The organism is Streptomyces poonensis (assembly GCF_014650915.1).
Classification (GTDB): domain Bacteria; phylum Actinomycetota; class Actinomycetes; order Streptomycetales; family Streptomycetaceae; genus Streptomyces; species Streptomyces poonensis.
Map to the genome: position 1 here is coordinate 234,560 of NZ_BMVW01000008.1, position 16,114 is coordinate 250,673.

The 16,114-nt window shown below is 71.7% G+C and carries 11 protein-coding genes; 7 read left to right on the forward strand and 4 right to left on the reverse strand.

Annotated elements, in window-relative coordinates; translation table 11 throughout:
* Positions 1-3: 3 nt before the first annotated feature.
* Positions 4-1,881, forward strand: coding sequence for an AMP-dependent synthetase/ligase (locus IE242_RS21310; protein WP_189861639.1), 1,878 nt, complete (start codon positions 4-6; stop codon positions 1,879-1,881).
* A 63-nt stretch (positions 1,882-1,944) separates the two neighbouring features.
* On the opposite strand, the gene IE242_RS21315 is transcribed toward IE242_RS21310, so the two are convergent.
* Together IE242_RS21315 and IE242_RS21320 are read right to left on the reverse strand one after the other, a co-directional pair.
* A complete protein-coding gene (locus tag IE242_RS21315) occupies positions 1,945-2,529 on the reverse strand; it encodes a response regulator (RefSeq protein ID WP_189861641.1) in 585 nt (194 codons plus the stop codon).
* Positions 2,530-2,543: 14 nt separating this feature from the next.
* Positions 2,544-6,620 (reverse strand): HAMP domain-containing protein, encoded by a 4,077-nt coding sequence (locus tag IE242_RS21320; RefSeq protein ID WP_373878044.1) that lies wholly within the window; start codon positions 6,618-6,620, stop codon positions 2,544-2,546.
* A 193-nt stretch (positions 6,621-6,813) separates the two neighbouring features.
* Between IE242_RS21320 and IE242_RS21325 the strand changes: the two genes are divergently transcribed.
* Positions 6,814-8,760 (forward strand): SpoIIE family protein phosphatase, encoded by a 1,947-nt coding sequence (locus IE242_RS21325; RefSeq protein ID WP_229859213.1) that lies wholly within the window; start codon positions 6,814-6,816, stop codon positions 8,758-8,760.
* A 44-nt stretch (positions 8,761-8,804) separates the two neighbouring features.
* The gene (gene hemW, locus IE242_RS21330) at positions 8,805-10,037 is read left to right on the forward strand and encodes a radical SAM family heme chaperone HemW (protein ID WP_189861643.1); all 1,233 of its coding nucleotides are present in this window, start codon (positions 8,805-8,807) and stop codon (positions 10,035-10,037) included.
* Between the two features lie 39 nt (positions 10,038-10,076).
* On the opposite strand, the gene IE242_RS21335 is transcribed toward hemW, so the two are convergent.
* Both IE242_RS21335 and IE242_RS21340 read right to left on the reverse strand, forming a co-directional pair.
* Positions 10,077-10,883 (reverse strand): DUF3097 domain-containing protein, encoded by an 807-nt coding sequence (locus tag IE242_RS21335; RefSeq protein ID WP_189861645.1) that lies wholly within the window; start codon positions 10,881-10,883, stop codon positions 10,077-10,079.
* Positions 10,884-10,929: 46 nt separating this feature from the next.
* Positions 10,930-11,691, reverse strand: coding sequence for an MBL fold metallo-hydrolase (locus IE242_RS21340; RefSeq protein ID WP_189861647.1), 762 nt, complete (start codon positions 11,689-11,691; stop codon positions 10,930-10,932).
* A 199-nt stretch (positions 11,692-11,890) separates the two neighbouring features.
* Here IE242_RS21340 and hrcA point away from each other — a divergent pair, with 199 nt between their 5' ends.
* The 4 genes from hrcA (at position 11,891) to IE242_RS21360 (ending at position 15,994) form a co-directional block, all read left to right on the forward strand.
* Positions 11,891-12,907: a heat-inducible transcriptional repressor HrcA gene (gene hrcA, locus IE242_RS21345; RefSeq protein WP_189861649.1), complete on the forward strand. Its 1,017-nt coding sequence runs from the start codon at positions 11,891-11,893 to the stop codon at positions 12,905-12,907.
* Complete coding sequence (gene dnaJ / locus IE242_RS21350) at positions 12,908-14,047, forward strand: molecular chaperone DnaJ (RefSeq protein WP_189861651.1); 1,140 nt, start codon at positions 12,908-12,910, stop codon at positions 14,045-14,047.
* A 112-nt stretch (positions 14,048-14,159) separates the two neighbouring features.
* Positions 14,160-15,257: a nitronate monooxygenase gene (locus IE242_RS21355; protein WP_189861653.1), complete on the forward strand. Its 1,098-nt coding sequence runs from the start codon at positions 14,160-14,162 to the stop codon at positions 15,255-15,257.
* Entirely contained in the window at positions 15,254-15,994 is a 741-nt protein-coding gene (locus IE242_RS21360; protein ID WP_189861654.1) for a 16S rRNA (uracil(1498)-N(3))-methyltransferase, read from the forward strand. The genes IE242_RS21355 and IE242_RS21360 overlap by 4 nt, the downstream gene beginning before the upstream one ends.
* Positions 15,995-16,114: the final 120 nt, after the last annotated feature.

Below are 16,114 nucleotides of genomic sequence, written 5' to 3' on the forward strand. Positions count from 1 at the left end.
GTCGTGAGCGACACACAGACACTGATCGAGAACCGTCCGCCGTCGGTGGCGGCCCTCTTCCTGGAGCGCGTGGCGGCCACGCCGGACGCGGAGGCCTACCGCTACCCCGTGCCCGCGCCCTCCGGTCAGGGCCCGGACGACTGGAAGTCGCTGAGCTGGGCGGAGGCCGCCGACCGGGTCCACGCCATCGCGGCCGGGCTGATCGAACTGGGTGTCCAGCCGGAGCAGCGCGTCGCCCTCGCCTCCTCCACCCGGATCGAGTGGATCCTCGTCGACCTCGGCATCATGTGCGCGGGCGCGGCCACCACGACGGTCTACCCGCAGACGAACGCCGACGAAAGCGCGTACATCCTCTCCGACTCCGAGAGCCGGGTGCTCATCGCGGAGAACGCGGCACAGCTCGCCAAGGCGCGGGAGAAGCGGGCCGAGCTGCCCGACCTCACCCACGTGGTCGTCGTCGACACCGACGGCGCCGATCTCTCCGAGGACTGGGTCCTCTCGCTCGCCGAGCTGGAGCAGCGCGGTGCCGCGTACCTGGAGGAGAATCCCGAGCTGATCAAGAAGAAGGTCGCCGCGATCACCTCGACCCAGCTGGCCACCCTCATCTACACCTCGGGCACCACGGGCCGCCCCAAGGGGGTCCGCCTCCCGCACGACAACTGGTCGTACATGGCGAAGGCCATCGCCGCGACCGGCCTGTGCACCGCCGACGACGTGCAGTACCTGTGGCTGCCGCTCGCACACGTCTTCGGCAAGGTGCTCACCTCCGGCCAGATCGAGCTCGGGCACGTCACCGCGGTCGACGGCCGCGTCGAAAAGATCATCGACAATCTCCCGGTCGTGCAGCCGACGTACATGGCGGCCGTGCCGCGCATCTTCGAGAAGGTCTACAACGGGGTCGCGGCCAAGGCGCGTGCGGGCGGCGGCGCCAAGTACAAGATCTTCCAGTGGGCCGCCGAGGTGGCCCGTGAGTACGCCAAGGTCACCCAGGACAACTTCCGCCGCACCGGCACCGCCTCGGCACCGTTCGGTCTGACCGCCAAGCACAAGGTCGCCGACACCCTCGTCTACGCCAAGATCCGCGAGGCGTTCGGCGGACGGCTGCGGGCCTGCATCTCCGGCTCGGCCGCCCTCGCCCCCGACATCGGCTACTTCTTCTCCGGCGCCGGCATCCACATCCTGGAGGGCTACGGACTGACCGAGTCCAGCGCCGCCTCCCTCGTCAACCCGGGCGACGCGTACCGGACGGGCACGGTCGGCAAGCCGCTGCCCGGCACCGAGGTGCGCATCGCGGACGACGGCGAGGTCCTGCTGCGCGGCCCCGGCATCATGGAGAGCTACCACGGGTTGCCGGAGAAGACCGCGGAGGTGCTGGAGCCGGACGGCTGGTTCCACACCGGGGACATCGGCGAGCTGTCCCCGGACGGCTATCTGCGCATCACCGACCGTAAGAAGGACCTGATCAAGACCTCGGGCGGCAAGTACATCGCGCCGGCCGAGGTCGAGGGGCAGTTCAAGGCGGTCTGCCCGTACGTCTCCAACATCCTGGTGCACGGCGCCGACCGGAACTTCTGCACCGCGCTGATCGCACTGGACGAACCCAGCATCCTCGGCTGGGCGGAGCAGAACGGGCTGGGCGGCAAGAAGTACGCCGACGTGGTCGCCTCCCCGGAGGTGCAGAAGCTGGTGCAGGGCTATGTGGACCAGCTCAACGAGGGCCTGCAGCGCTGGCAGACGATCAAGAAGTTCCGGGTGCTGCCCCGTGACCTGGACATCGAGCACGGCGAGCTGACGCCCAGCCTGAAGCTGAAGCGCCCGGTCGTGGAGCGCACGTTCAAGCCGCTGATCGACGAGATGTACGCGGGGACGCGCGAGGCGTAGCCATCAGGTTCCGGTGACGGGCGCCGCGCACGGCGCCCGTCACCGGAACCCGGCGGCCGAGGGCTACATCCTCAGCCCCTGGCGGAAGGTCTCCACCAGGCGCTGGAGATCCCGCACCTGCTCGCGCAGGGCCGGCAGGTCCGGGGGATCCCCGTCGGTCAGTCGTCCGTCGAGGGTGGTCAGACGGTCGCCGACCTGCGCCAGATGGGTCTGCTCCTGCGCCAGCATGTGCTCCAGCTGCAGGTTCTTGCGGTGCAGATCGAGGAAGACGGCGACCTTGGCGCGCAGTACCCAGGGGTCGAAGGGCTTGGTGAGATAGTCCGCGGCCCCGGTGGCGTAACCGCGGAAGGCGTAGCCCTCGTCGGCGTCCGTGCCCGTCAGGAAGATGATGGGGACGTCCTTGGTCTGGTCGAGCCGCTTGATGTTCGCCGCCGTCTCGAAGCCGTCCATGCCCGGCATCCGGATGTCCAGAAGGACCACGGCGAAGCGCCGGCGCAGCAGCGCCTTCATCGCCTCCTCGCCCGAACGCGCCCGCACCAGCGGCTCGTTGAGCGAGCGCAGGACGGCCTCCAGGGCGATCAGGTTGTCCTCCATGTCGTCCACGAGGAGGATGCCGGCGCGCTCGCCGGCCGTTGCCTCAGTGCTCATACGGACTGCCTCACTCAGTCGTCGGCGGGGGCCGCCGCCTGCTCCGCCATGCCCGTGCCGGAGACCGCCTCGGGGCAGCCGTCCGGCTCGTCGCCGTCCTCGCCCTCCGGGTCCAGGAGCGCGCAGACGACCGTGAGCAGCTGGTCGACGTCCACTGGTTTCGGTACGTAGTCGTTGGCGCCCCGTGCTATCGACTTCTCGCGGTCGCCCGGCATCGCCTTCGCGGTCAGCGCGACGATGGGCAGGCCCGCCCAGCGCGGGGTGCGGCGGATGGCGGCGATCGTCTCGTAGCCGTCCATCTCCGGCATCATGATGTCCATCAGCACGATCTCGACGTCCGGCGTGCGTTCCAGGGTCTCTATGCCCTCGCGGCCGTTCTCCGCGTACAGGACGGGCATGCCGACCCGGCCCAGCACATGGGTGAGCGCGAAGACATTGCGGATGTCGTCGTCGACGATCAGCACCCGCCGGCCCGGCAGCACCCGCCCCGCCCGGCCCGACCTCCAGGCCTCCAGCTTCGTGGGCGTCGGCCAGCTCTCGTCCGCCTCGTGCCCGGTGTACGGTTCGGCCGCCGGCTGTTCGGGCACGGGGAAGCCCCGCTCGGTGGAGGCGGCCCCGGCGACCTGGTGCCCCGGGCTGACGACCGGGACGTACAGAGTGAACGTCGAGCCCACGCCGGGGACGCTCTCGGCCACGATGCGGCCCCCCAGCAGCCCGGCGATCTCCCGGCTGATGGACAGCCCGAGCCCGGTGCCGCCGTACTTGCGGTTCGTCGTGCCGTCGGCCTGCTGGAACGCCTCGAAGATGACGGGGAGCTTCTCGGGTGCGATACCGATGCCGGTGTCGGAGACCGCGAAGGCGATCACCTCGTCGGTGTCGTCGCGGGTGTACTGGTTCGTGGGGTCCTCGACCCGGCAGACCCGCAGCTCGACCTTGCCGTTCGCGGTGAACTTGATCGCGTTGGAGAGGAGGTTGCGCAGGATCTGCTGGAGGCGCTGCTCGTCCGAGTACATCTCGCGCGGCACGTCCTCGCCGACCGACACCTCCAGGGCGAGGCCGCGGTCGAGGGTCAGCGGGCGAAACGTGGCGTGGACGTAGTCCAGCAGCTTGATCAGCGGCAGCCGCTTCGGGCGTACGTCCATCCGGCCCGCCTCGATCTTCGACAGGTCGAGGATGTCGTTGATCAGCTGGAGCAGGTCCGAGCCCGAACGGTGGATCGTGGCCGCGAACTGCACCTCCTGCTCGGAGAGATGGCCGTCCGGATTGTCGGAGAGCAGCCGGGCCAGGATGAGCAGCGAGTTCAGCGGGGTGCGCAGCTCGTGCGACATGTTCGCCAGGAACTCGGACTTGTACTGGGAGGACGTCGCCAGCAGGGCCGCCTTCTCCTCCAGTTCGGCGTTCGAGCGCTGCAACTCGCCCTGCTGCTTCTGCAGTTCGTCCGAGCGGTCCTGGAGCTGCATGGCCAGCCGCTGCGACTCGCCGAGGAGCGCCTCCGTACGGGAGTTGGCGATGATCGTGTTGATGGCGACGCCGATGGTGTTCACGAACTGGTCGAAGAACGCCAGGTGGACATCCGAGAAGCGGGAGAACGAGGCGAGCTCGACCACGCCGAGGAGCTTGTCCTCGAAGATGATCGGAATGATCACAATGGTGGACGGGGCCGCCTCGCCCAGCCCGCTGCTGATCTTCATATAGTCCGGCGGCGCCTCCTCCACGAGGATCCGCTTCTTCTCGCGGGCCGCCTGCGCCACCAGCCCGTGCACCGGCAGCCCGCCGGTCTCCACGGTCGCGCCCTGGGCCGCGCCGTACCCGGCGATGAAGGCGAGACCCTTGAGCCCCTCCTGGTACGCGGCCGTGCGCAGCGCCGCGCGGTCCTGGTCAGGATCCGCCAGGTAGAAGGCTCCGTACTGCGCGTTCACCAGCGGCGTCAGCTCGCGCAGGATCAGGTCGGCGACCTCCATCAGATCCCGGTGGCCCTGCATCAGGGACGCGAGCCGGGCCAGGTTCGACTCCAGCCAGTCCTTCGCCCGGGTGGTCTCGCGCAGGTTGGCCACCATCAGGTTGATGTTGTCCTTCAGCTCGGCGACCTCGCCGCGCGTCTCCACCGTGATCGAGCGCGACATGTCGCCCTGGGCCACGGCCGACGCCACCTCGGCGATGGCACGGACCTGGGTGGTCAGATTGGACGCCAGCTCGTTCACGCTGGTCGTCAGGCGCTTCCAGGTGCCGTACACGGCCTCGACCCGGGCCTGGCCGCCGAGCTGCCCCTCCGAACCGACCTCCCGGGCCACGCGCGTGACCTCGGAGGAGAACGAGGAGAGCGTGTCCACCATCGTGTTGATGGTCGTCTTCAGCTCCAGGATCTCGCCGCGCGCGTCCACGTCGATCTTCTTGGACAGGTCTCCCTGGGCCACCGCCGTGGCGACCTGGGCGATGTTCCGCACCTGTGAGGTGAGGTTGTCGGCCATGTAGTTGACGTTGTCGGTCAGGTCCCGCCACACCCCGGACACGCCCTGCACCTGGGCCCGGCCGCCGAGGCGCCCGTCGGTGCCGACCTCGCGGGCCACCCTCGTCACCTCGTCGGCGAAGGCGCGCAGCTGTTCCACCATGGTGTTGACGGTGTCCTTGAGTTCCAGGATCTCGCCCCGCGCGGACACCGTGATCTTCTTCGACAGGTCGCCGTTCGCGACCGCCGTGGTGACCTGGGCGATGTTGCGGACCTGGGACGTCAGGTTCAGCGCCATGAAGTTGACGTTGTCGGTGAGGTCCTTCCACACCCCGGACACGCCCCGCACCTGCGCCTGACCGCCGAGGTTGCCCTCGGTGCCGACCTCGCGGGCGACGCGGGTGACCTCGTCGGCGAAGGCGGAGAGCTGGTCGACCATGGTGTTGATGGTCGACTTCAGCTCCAGGATCTCGCCCTTCGCCTCGACCGTGATCTTCTTGCCCAGATCGCCCTGGGCGACGGCCGTCGACACCAGCGCGATGTTCCGCACCTGTGAGGTGAGGTTGTCCGCCATGAAGTTGACGTTGTCGGTGAGGTCCTTCCAGACGCCCGACACGCCCCGCACCTGGGCCCGGCCGCCGAGGTTGCCCTCGGTGCCGACCTCGCGGGCGACGCGGGTGACCTCGTCGGCGAAGGCGGAGAGCTGGTCGACCATGGTGTTGATGGTCGACTTCAGCTCCAGGATCTCGCCCTGCGCGTCCACCGTGATCTTCTGGCTGAGGTCGCCGTTGGCCACGGCCGTGGTGACCTGGGCGATGTTGCGGACCTGCGAAGTGAGGTTCGACGCCATGAAGTTGACGTTGTCGGTGAGGTCCTTCCAGACGCCCGACACACCCGGCACCTGGGCCCGGCCGCCCAGCTGGCCCTCGGTGCCGACCTCGCGGGCGACGCGGGTGACCTCGTCGGCGAAGGCGGAGAGCTGCGCGACCATCGTGTTCACGGTGAGCTTCAGCTCCAGCAGCTCACCGGTCGCCTCCACGGTCACCGTACGGGTCAGATCGCCGCGCGCCACCGACGTGGTCACCAGGGCGATGTCCCGCACCTGCGCGGTCAGCCGGGACGCCATCGTGTTGACCGCCTCGGTCACGTTTCGCCAACTGCCGGACAGCCCCTGCACCTTGGCGCGCCCGCCGAGCCGTCCCTCGGTGCCGACCTCGCGCGCGACCCGGGTCACCTCCCCCGTGAAGAGGGACAGCTGGTCGACCATCTTGTTGACGGCCCGGCCCAGCCGGCGCAGGTCACCGCGGAGCTGCCGGTTGCCGTCGTGCAGGTCGACCCGCTGGGTGAGGTCGCCGCCGGCCACGGCGTCCAGCACGCGCGTGGCGTTCGCCGCCGGGGCCGCCAGGGCGTCCAGGAGCTGGTTCACATCGTCGACGCGGGAGGCCCAGCTGCCCTGCCCCGGGCTCGCCGACAGCCGCTCGTCGAGCCGGCCGTAGCGCACCAACTCCCGTCGGACACGCTGAACTTCACTGGTGAAGTGGGTGGTGCGATCCATGATCTGGTTGAAGACGGCGGTGAGTTCGGCCGGTATCCCGTGTCCCGTCTCCGGGGCCTTCCGGTAGTCGCCGTCCCGGGCGGCGATCATTGCCGCGAGCAGGGGACGAAGGTCGGATGCCCGAATCCATTCGTCTTTGTGACCGTCTTCGAGCATGCGCGTAGCAGTGTTCTCACTCATGGTGGCCCACTTCGGTAACTCGGCGCATATGGGCCTGGCCAGTCTGTCACTCTGTCCGTGCCACCCGAGGCTTATTCGTCCGAACTGCTCAGGGAGCCGTACAGTGGGGGCCATTCCGACGCAACGGGACATGATGTCCCGTGCTCCTGATACGCCTGCGCGGCAGGATGCGGACACACGCGCGGAAGCACATGTGCTGCTCTCCGGAGGACCACTCGCGGCAGGTGCCGCACGCCGCTTCGCCCGTGCCTGCGTCGCCGAATGGAGGCGGCTCGGCCTGCCCGGCGCCGACTCCCTCGGTGAGAACCTGGTCCACGACACCTTCGTCGTCGTCAGCGAACTGGTCACCAACGCCATCGTGCACGCCGGTACGGACGTGGAGCTGCTGTGCCGCCTGGAGCCAGCGGGACACTGCGCCGACGCCCCCGCCGGGATCGTCGTCGAGGTCTCCGACCACCACCCCGCGCGCCCCGTACGGGACGAGGGCGCCCTCCGGCCGTACGACCGCCCGCAGGGCGGGGCGGAGTACGGGCGCGGACTGCGGCTGGTGTCCGCGCTCTCCGACGCCTGGGGCATCACCTACCGCACCGGCGTGAAGACCGTCTGGGCGCGGCTGCCGGTCGACCGGGCCCCGACCGACGAGGAGCGCACCGACGCGTACGGCGACGCGCACCCGGACCACGGGCAGGGCCTCACCGAGATGCCCACCCCGTGGCCCGGACGGAACGTGGAACGGGACCAGGGATGGCTCAACCACGGCGCCCTGTCCTTCCTCGCGGAGGCCTCCGACCTGCTCGCCGGGCAGCTCGACGAGGACCTGGTCGCCGCGCTCACCGGGCAGCTGCTGGTCCCGCGGCTGGCCGACTGGTGCGCGGTATGGCTCGAGGACGAGGCCATGGGCTGGCGCGGCACCGAGGGCGTCAGCGTCAGCGGACCGCGGCTCGCGCGCGTGTGGCACATCAGCGAGAACCGCATCGAGCAGCTCCGCCGGGCGCTGGAGAAGGACCCGCCGCGGCTGCCCGACTCGGTGCGCTCGCGCGCGGTGCCCGTGCCCTGGCCGGCCGGCGCCCTGAGCGAGCGGGACGCCACCGGGGCCGCGTTCGCGTACCGGCTGATCGCGGGCGGCCGGCCGCTCGGCACCCTGGTCATCGGGCGGGCCGGCGTCCCCCGGTTCCCCGACGAGGTCACCGGACTCGTCGAGGACCTCAGCCGCCGGGTGGCCCTCGCCATCGGCGCCGCCCGCCAGTACGCCCGGCAGGCCACCATCAGCCGGGTCCTCCAGCGGGGCCTGCTCCCCGGCGCGGTCGCGGAGATCCCCGGCATGCACAGCGCGCTCGTCTACGAGCCCTGCGACCAGGGCGGCCCCAGCGGCGACTTCTACGACCTGTTCCCGGCGGGCGACGGACGCTGGTGCTTCGCCCTCGGCGACGTCCAGGGCAAGGGGCCCGAGGCCGCCGTCGTCATCGGGCTCGCCCGGCCCTGGCTGCGGCTGCTCGCCCGCGAGGGCTACCAGGTCGGCGAGGTCCTGGACCGCCTCAACCAGCTGCTCCTCGACGACGCGACCGAGACGGCGGACGCGGCCGCGCGGGCCCTGGTCAAGGCCGGCGGTACGGTCCTCGGCGCCGACGAGGGCCCGCAGAACCGCTTCCTGTCCCTGCTCTACGGCGAGCTGGTGCCCTTCGCCGGCGGAGTCCGCTGCACCCTCGCCTCCGCGGGCCACCCCCTGCCGCTGCTCCTCGGCCCCGACGGCGGCGTCCGCACCGCCGCCGAGCCGCAGACCCTGCTCGGCGTGATCGAGGACAACGCGTACACCTCGGAGAGCTTCGAGCTGCACTCCGGCGACACATTGCTGTGCGTGACCGACGGGGTGACCGAGCGCCGCTCCGGAGCGCAGATGTTCGACGACGGGGACGGGCTGGCGGCGGCCCTGTCCGGCTGCGCCGGGCTCAGCGCGGACCTCGTCGCCGAGCGGGTCAGGAGGCTGGTGCACGAGTTCGGCGAGGGGCTGCCGGAGGACGACCTGGCGCTGCTGGTGCTGCGGGCGGAGTAGGGCGCCCGTCTTCGTTCCCGCCCGTGTACGGGACAATGGAACGCATGCCTTCCGCACTCCCCGACGGTGAGCCCGTCCCCGACGACGGGTCGCTGCCCGCGCACGCCCTCGCCGGTGCCGCTGAGCGGCCCCTCGGGTTCTACCTGCACGTCCCGTACTGCGCGACCCGCTGCGGCTACTGCGACTTCAACACCTACACGGCCACCGAGCTGCGCGGCACCGGCGGTGTCCTCGCCTCGCGGGACAACTATGCGGAGACCCTGGTCGAGGAGGTCCGGCTGGCCCGCAAGGTCCTCGGCGACGACCCGCGCCCGGTGCGCACGGTCTTCGTCGGCGGCGGCACGCCGACGCTCCTCGCCGCGGACGACCTCGTACGGATGCTGGGGGCGGTCCGGGACGAGTTCGGGCTCGCGGCCGACGCCGAGGTGACCACGGAGGCGAACCCGGAGTCGGTGGACCCGGCGTATCTGGCCACCCTCCGCGAGGGCGGCTTCAACCGGATCTCGTTCGGCATGCAGAGCGCCCGCCGCCACGTGCTCCAGGTCCTCGACCGCACGCACACCCCCGGCCGCCCCGAGGCCTGCGTCGCCGAGGCACGTGCGGCCGGCTTCGAGCACGTCAACCTGGACCTGATCTACGGGACCCCCGGCGAGTCCGACGACGACTGGCGGGCCTCGCTGGACGCCGCGATCGGGGCGGGACCGGACCATGTGTCGGCGTACGCGCTGATCGTCGAGGAGGGCACGCAGCTCGCCCGCCGGATCCGCCGGGGCGAGGTCCCGATGACCGACGACGACGTCCACGCGGACCGCTATCTGATCGCCGACGAGGTGCTCGCGGCGGCCGGCTACCACTGGTACGAGGTCTCCAACTGGGCCACCACCGAGGCGGGCCGCTGCCTCCACAACGAGCTGTACTGGCGCGGTGCCGACTGGTGGGGCGCCGGCCCCGGCGCCCACAGCCACGTGGGCGGGGTGCGCTGGTGGAACGTGAAGCACCCGGGCGCGTACGCGGCGGCGCTGGCGGCCGGGAAGTCCCCGGGCGCCGGGCGCGAGCTGCTGTCCGACGAGGACCGCCGGGTGGAGCGGATCCTGCTGGAGCTGCGGCTGCGCGACGGGTGCCCGCTGTCGCTCCTGCGCGAGGAGGGGCTGGCCGCGTCCCGGCGGGCCCTCGCGGACGGCTTGCTGGAGCCCGGGCCGTACGAGGAGGGGCGGGCCGTGCTGACCCTGCGAGGGCGGCTGCTGGCGGACGCGGTGGTCAGGGACCTGGTGGACTGAGGCCCGCGGAACGTTCCCGTTCCCGGGCCGGTCCCGTCGTCATGCCTCCGGAGCCGTGACGAAATCGATCAGCTCCTCGACGCGGCCCAGGAGCGCGGGCTCCAGGTCCTTGTAGCTCCGCACCGCGCCGAGGATGCGCTGCCAGGCCGCGCCCGTGTTCTCCGGCCAGCCCAGCGCCCGGCACACGCCCGCCTTCCAGTCCTGGCCGCGCGGGACGCGGGGCCACGCCTCGATCCCCATGGACGACGGCTTCACCGCCTCCCAGACGTCGATGTACGGGTGGCCCACCACGAGGGCGTACTCGCTGGTCACCGACTCGGCGATACGGGACTCCTTGCTGCCGGGGACCAGGTGGTCGACCAGCACGCCGAGGCGCGCGTCCGGGCCGGGCGCGAAGTCGGCGACGATCGACGGCAGGTCGTCGACGCCCTCCAGGTACTCGACGACGACGCCCTCGATGCGCAGGTCGTCGCCCCATACCTTCTCGACCAGCTCGGCGTCGTGGCGGCCCTCCACGTAGATGCGCCCGGCACGGGCCACACGCGCGCGGGCGCCCGGGACCGCGACGGAGCCGGATGCCGTACGCGAGGGGCGGACCGGGGCGGCGGAGGGGCGCACGAGGGTCACCACCCGCCCCTCCAGCAGGAACCCGCGCGGCTGCAGCGGGAACACCCGGTGCTTGCCGAAGCGGTCCTCCAGCGTGACCGTGCCCGCCTCGCAGCGGATCACCGCGCCGCAGAAACCGGTTCCGGGCTCCTCGACCACGAGCCCCGGCTCCGCCGGTACCTCGGGAGCGGGCTGTGACTTCTTCCACGGCGGGGTCAGGTCGGTGGAGTACTGGCGCATTCGAGTGACGATAGGAGAAAGAGCGCCCCCTGTGGCGCCCGACCGGCTACGACACGCCGAAGCGGGCCGCCAGTGCGTCCCGCTGCGCCCGTACGAACCCCGCGTCCACCACCGCTCCGTGCCCGGGCACGTACCGCGCCTCCTCCCCGCCCAGCGCCAGCAGCCGGTCCAGCGCGGCCGGCCAGCGCGCGGGGACGGCGTCCGGGCCCGCCTGGGGTTCGCCGGACTCCTCGACCAGGTCGCCACAGAACACCACCGCGGGCTCACCGGGTTCGCCGGGTTCTCCGGGTTCTCCGGGCACGAGGACGGCGAGGTCGTGGGCGGTGTGGCCCGGACCCACGTTCGCCAGCAGCACCCGCAGCCCGCCGCCCAGGTCCAGCGTCCGCTCCCCGGAGATCAGGTGCAGGGGACGGCAGAGCAGGGCGGCGGCCTCGGCCGCCTCGCGCTCGTCCAGGCCGTTGCGCACCGCGTCGGCGCGGAGTTCCTCGCCCCCGGCGAAGAGGACCACGTCCAGGCCCGCCGCGCCGAGCACCTCGGCCTCGGCCTCGGCGAAGGCCGCCGCACCGAAGACGTGGTCGAAGTGCGAATGGGTCAGCGCGAGATGCGTCACACGGCGGTCGTCACCGAGCAGCCGCCGCGCCTCCTCGCGCAACAGCGCGCCCTCCCGCAGGCTCGAACCCGCGTCGATCAGGAGGACGGCACCGTCCCCCACGACCAGTCCGGCCGTGCAGTCCCAGACCGGAAGTCTGCGGCGTCCCACGCGCGGGGTGACTTCCTCCCACCCCGCCTCTTCCCAAGCGACCGTCATACGCCGACGCTAACGGCAGGCGTGCGTGACATCGGCGGTACGACATGGCGGGACACGTCGGTACACGTCGGCACGACATCGCGCGGCCGCCCTTGCCGGGGTCGTACCCGACCGCCGTACACTGGGGAACGCTGGCACTCACCCGGGGTGAGTGCCAAGGAGGAAGAGCCGCGGGACGGACGATCTGGAGGTGTGCGCGATGCTCAGTGAACGCAGGCTGGAAGTGCTGCGCGCCATCGTCCAGGACTACGTCGGCACCGAGGAGCCGGTGGGCTCCAAGGCCCTCACCGAGCGGCACAGGCTCGGTGTCTCCCCGGCCACCGTCCGCAACGACATGGCGGCGCTCGAGGAGGAGGGTTACATCGCCCAGCCGCACACCAGTGCCGGGCGCATCCCCACCGACAAGGGTTACCGCCTCTTCGTCGACAAGCTCGCCGCCGTCAAGCCGCTCAGCTCTCCCGAGCGCCGCGCGATCCAGAACTTCCTGGAGGGCGCCGTCGACCTGGACGACGTGGTCGGCCGGACCGTACGGCTGCTCGCGCAGCTCACCCGGCAGGTCGCCGTCGTCCAGTACCCGTCGCTCACGCGGTCCACCGTGCGGCACGTGGAACTGCTGTCGCTGGCCCCCGCTCGCGTGATGCTGGTGCTGATCACGGACACGGGCCGGGTGGAGCAGCGGATGATCGACTGCCCGGCGCCGTTCGGAGAAACGTCTCTCGCGGATCTGCGCGCCCGCCTCAACAGCCGGGTCGCGGGCCGCCGTTTCGCGGATGTGCCCCCATTGGTGCAGGATCTGCCGGAGGCCTTCGAGGCCGAGGACCGCGGTACGGTCTCGACCGTGCTCTCCACTCTGCTGGAGACACTCGTCGAGGAGACCGAGGAGCGGCTGATGATCGGCGGCACCGCCAATCTGACCCGCTTCGGGCATGACTTCCCTCTCACCATCCGGCCGGTGCTGGAGGCGCTGGAGGAGCAGGTCGTCCTCCTCAAACTGCTGGGCGAGGCGAAGGATTCGGGCATGACCGTGCGCATCGGTCACGAGAACGCGCACGAGGGACTCAACTCCACGTCCGTGGTCTCGGTGGGCTACGGTTCGGGCGGCGAGGCAGTAGCAAAACTCGGCGTGGTCGGACCGACCCGCATGGACTATCCGGGAACGATGGGAGCAGTACGAGCGGTGGCACGTTACGTCGGACAGATCCTGGCGGAGTCGTAAGTGGCCACGGACTACTACGCCGTGCTCGGCGTGCGCCGCGACGCGTCCCAGGACGAGATCAAGAAGGCGTTCCGGAGGCTCGCGCGCGAGCTGCACCCGGACGTCAACCCCGATCCGAAGACCCAGGAGCGGTTCAAGGAGATCAACGCCGCCTACGAGGTGCTCTCGGACCCGCAGAAGAAGCAGGTCTACGACCTCGGCGGCGACCCGCTGTCCCAGTCGGGCGGCGCGGGTGGCGCGGGCGGCTTCGGCGCCGGCGGCTTCGGCAACTTCTCGGACATCATGGACGCCTTCTTCGGTACGGCGTCCCAGCGCGGCCCGCGCTCGCGCACCCGGCGCGGCCAGGACGCGATGATCCGTCTGGAGGTCGAGCTCGACGAGGCGGCCTTCGGCACCACCAAGGACATCCAGGTCGACACCGCGACCGTCTGCGCCACGTGCAACGGCGAGGGCGCGGCCCCGGGCACGTCCGCGCAGACCTGTGACATGTGCCGCGGCCGCGGTGAGGTGTCCCAGGTCACCCGGTCCTTCCTGGGCCAGGTCATGACGTCCCGCCCCTGCCCGCAGTGCCAGGGCTTCGGCACCGTCGTCCCGAACCCGTGCCCCGAGTGCGCGGGCGACGGCCGGGTACGGTCCCGCCGCACCCTCACCGTGAAGATCCCGGCCGGTGTCGACAACGGCACCCGGATCCAGCTCGCGGGCGAGGGCGAGGTCGGCCCCGGCGGCGGCCCCGCCGGCGACCTCTACGTCGAGATCCACGAGCTGCCGCACCCGGTGTTCCAGCGGCGCGGCGACGATCTGCACTGCACGGTCACCATCCCGATGACCGCGGCGGCCCTCGGGACGAAGGTCCCGCTGGAGACGCTCGACGGCCTGGAGGAGGTCGACATCCGCCCGGGCACCCAGTCCGGCCAGTCGATCCCGCTGCACGGGCGCGGCGTCACCCATCTGCGGGGCGGCGGCCGCGGCGACCTCATCGTGCACGTCGAGGTGACGACGCCGACCAAGCTCGACCCCGAGCAGGAACGCCTGCTGCGCGAACTGGCGAAGCTGCGCGGCGAGGAGCGGCCCATGGGGCAGTTCCAGCCCGGTCAGCAGGGCCTGTTCTCGCGGCTGAAGGACGCGTTCAACGGGCGCTGAGCCCTTGCCGTGCCGGGTGCCGGTCGTGGACCCGCGCCCGGCACGGGCCCGCCCGTATGCCGGGCGGAAGGCCGGATTCGGACCTGGCCGGGGGACGTGACACCATGCCGTCATGGCTGTGGCACTGAGGGATCTGCTCCCGTACCCGATCGTGCAGGCGCCCATGGCGGGCGGTGTCTCCGTGCCGCAGCTGGCCGCCGCCGTGTCCGAGGCGGGCGGGCTCGGGTTCCTCGCCGCCGGGTACAAGACCGCCGACGGCATGTACCAGGAGATCAAGCAGCTGCGGGCGCTCACCGGCCGTCCCTTCGGCGTGAACCTCTTCCTGCCCCAGCCCGCGGACCAGGCCGACCCGGCCGCCGTCGAGGTGTACGCCGAGCAGCTCGCGGGCGAGGCGGCCTGGTACGAGACGGAGCTGGGCGACCCGGACGGCGGACGCGACGACGGCTACGACGCCAAGCTCGCCGTGCTCCTCGACGACCCGGTTCCGGTCGTCTCCTTCCACTTCGGCTGCCCGTCCCCGGAAGTGATCCGGTCCCTGGCCGCCAAGGGCACGTACACCATGGTCACCGCCACCACGGCCGACGAGGCGCGGGCCGTGGAGCGGTCCGGCGCCCATGCGGTGATCGTCCAGGGCGTCGAGGCCGGCGGGCATCAGGGCACCCACCGCGACGACCCCGAGCGGGACGGTGCCGGCATCGGGCTGCTCGCCCTGCTCGCCCAGGTCCGCGAGGCGGTGGCGTTGCCCGTCGTCGCGGCCGGCGGCCTGATGCGGGGCAGCCAGATCGCAGCGGTCCTCGCCGCCGGGGCGAGCGCCGTCCAGCTGGGCACGGCGTTCCTCGCCACCCCGGAGTCGGGCGCTCACGCACTCCACAAGCAGGCGCTGACCGATCCCTTGTTCGTCCGTACGGAGCTGACGCGCGCCTTCTCCGGGCGCCCCGCCCGTGGTCTGGTCAACCGCTTCCTGCGTGAGCACGGCCCGTACGCCCCCGCCGCCTACCCCCAGGTCCACCACCTCACCGCCGGGCTGCGCAAGGCCGCGGCCCGGGCCGGTGACGCGCAGGGCATGGCGCTGTGGGCGGGGCAGGGCCACCGGCTGGCGCGCGAGGTGCCGGCCGGGCAGCTGGTGGAGGTACTGATGTCCGAGCTGACCACGGCGGCGGCAGCGCTGCCGGGGTGGGCGGACGGCACTGTGGAAGGAGGCGCCCGATGACCGCACCGGTGTTCGTGGTGGACCGACTGGACGGCGTGGGACCGGAGTTCGTGCTCGACGGCCCCGAGGGGCGGCACGCGGTGTCCGTGAAGCGGCTGCGGCCCGGTGAGGACGTGGTCCTCACGGACGGGCGCGGGCGCTGGATCGAGGGCGTGGTCAAGGCGGCCGAGGGCAAGGACCGCCTCGTCGTCATGGACCTGAACTCCCTCTGGGAGGAGGCCCCGGCGGCGCCCCGCATCACGGTCGTCCAGGCGCTGCCCAAGGGCGACCGGGGCGAGTTGGCCGTCGAGACGATGACCGAGGTCGGCGTGGACGCGATCGTCCCCTGGGCCGCTTCCCGCTGCATCACGCAGTGGAAGGGCGAGCGCGGGGCGAAGGCGCTCGCCAAGTGGCGCACGACGGCACGGGAGGCCGGGAAGCAGTCTCGCCGGGTGTGCTTCCCGGAGGTGGCGGACGCGGCAACGACCAAGCAGGTCGCGGCACTTCTCGCCGCGGCGGACTTCGCGGCCGTCCTGCACGAGAGCGGCGACGCCCCGCTCGCCACCGCCGAACTTCCCGCCGAGGGTGACATCGTGCTGGTCGTCGGCCCCGAAGGGGGCGTGTCTCCGGAGGAGTTGGGGCTGTTCACGGAGGCGGGAGCGGACGCCTACCGGCTCGGGCCCAGCGTGCTGCGCACCTCGACGGCCGGAACGGCGGCGGCCGCGTTGCTGCTGGGCCGCACCGGCCGCTGGTCCTGATGTCCTGAGGACGATTCGGTCGATTTCCCGGAGCGGTCGCCGCCGCGTGGCTGACCGGCCGTCTTCCGCTCTGCCGCGGCACGCCGTGGGGCGGGGAGAGGCGGCGGGGGCGCGGGAGGC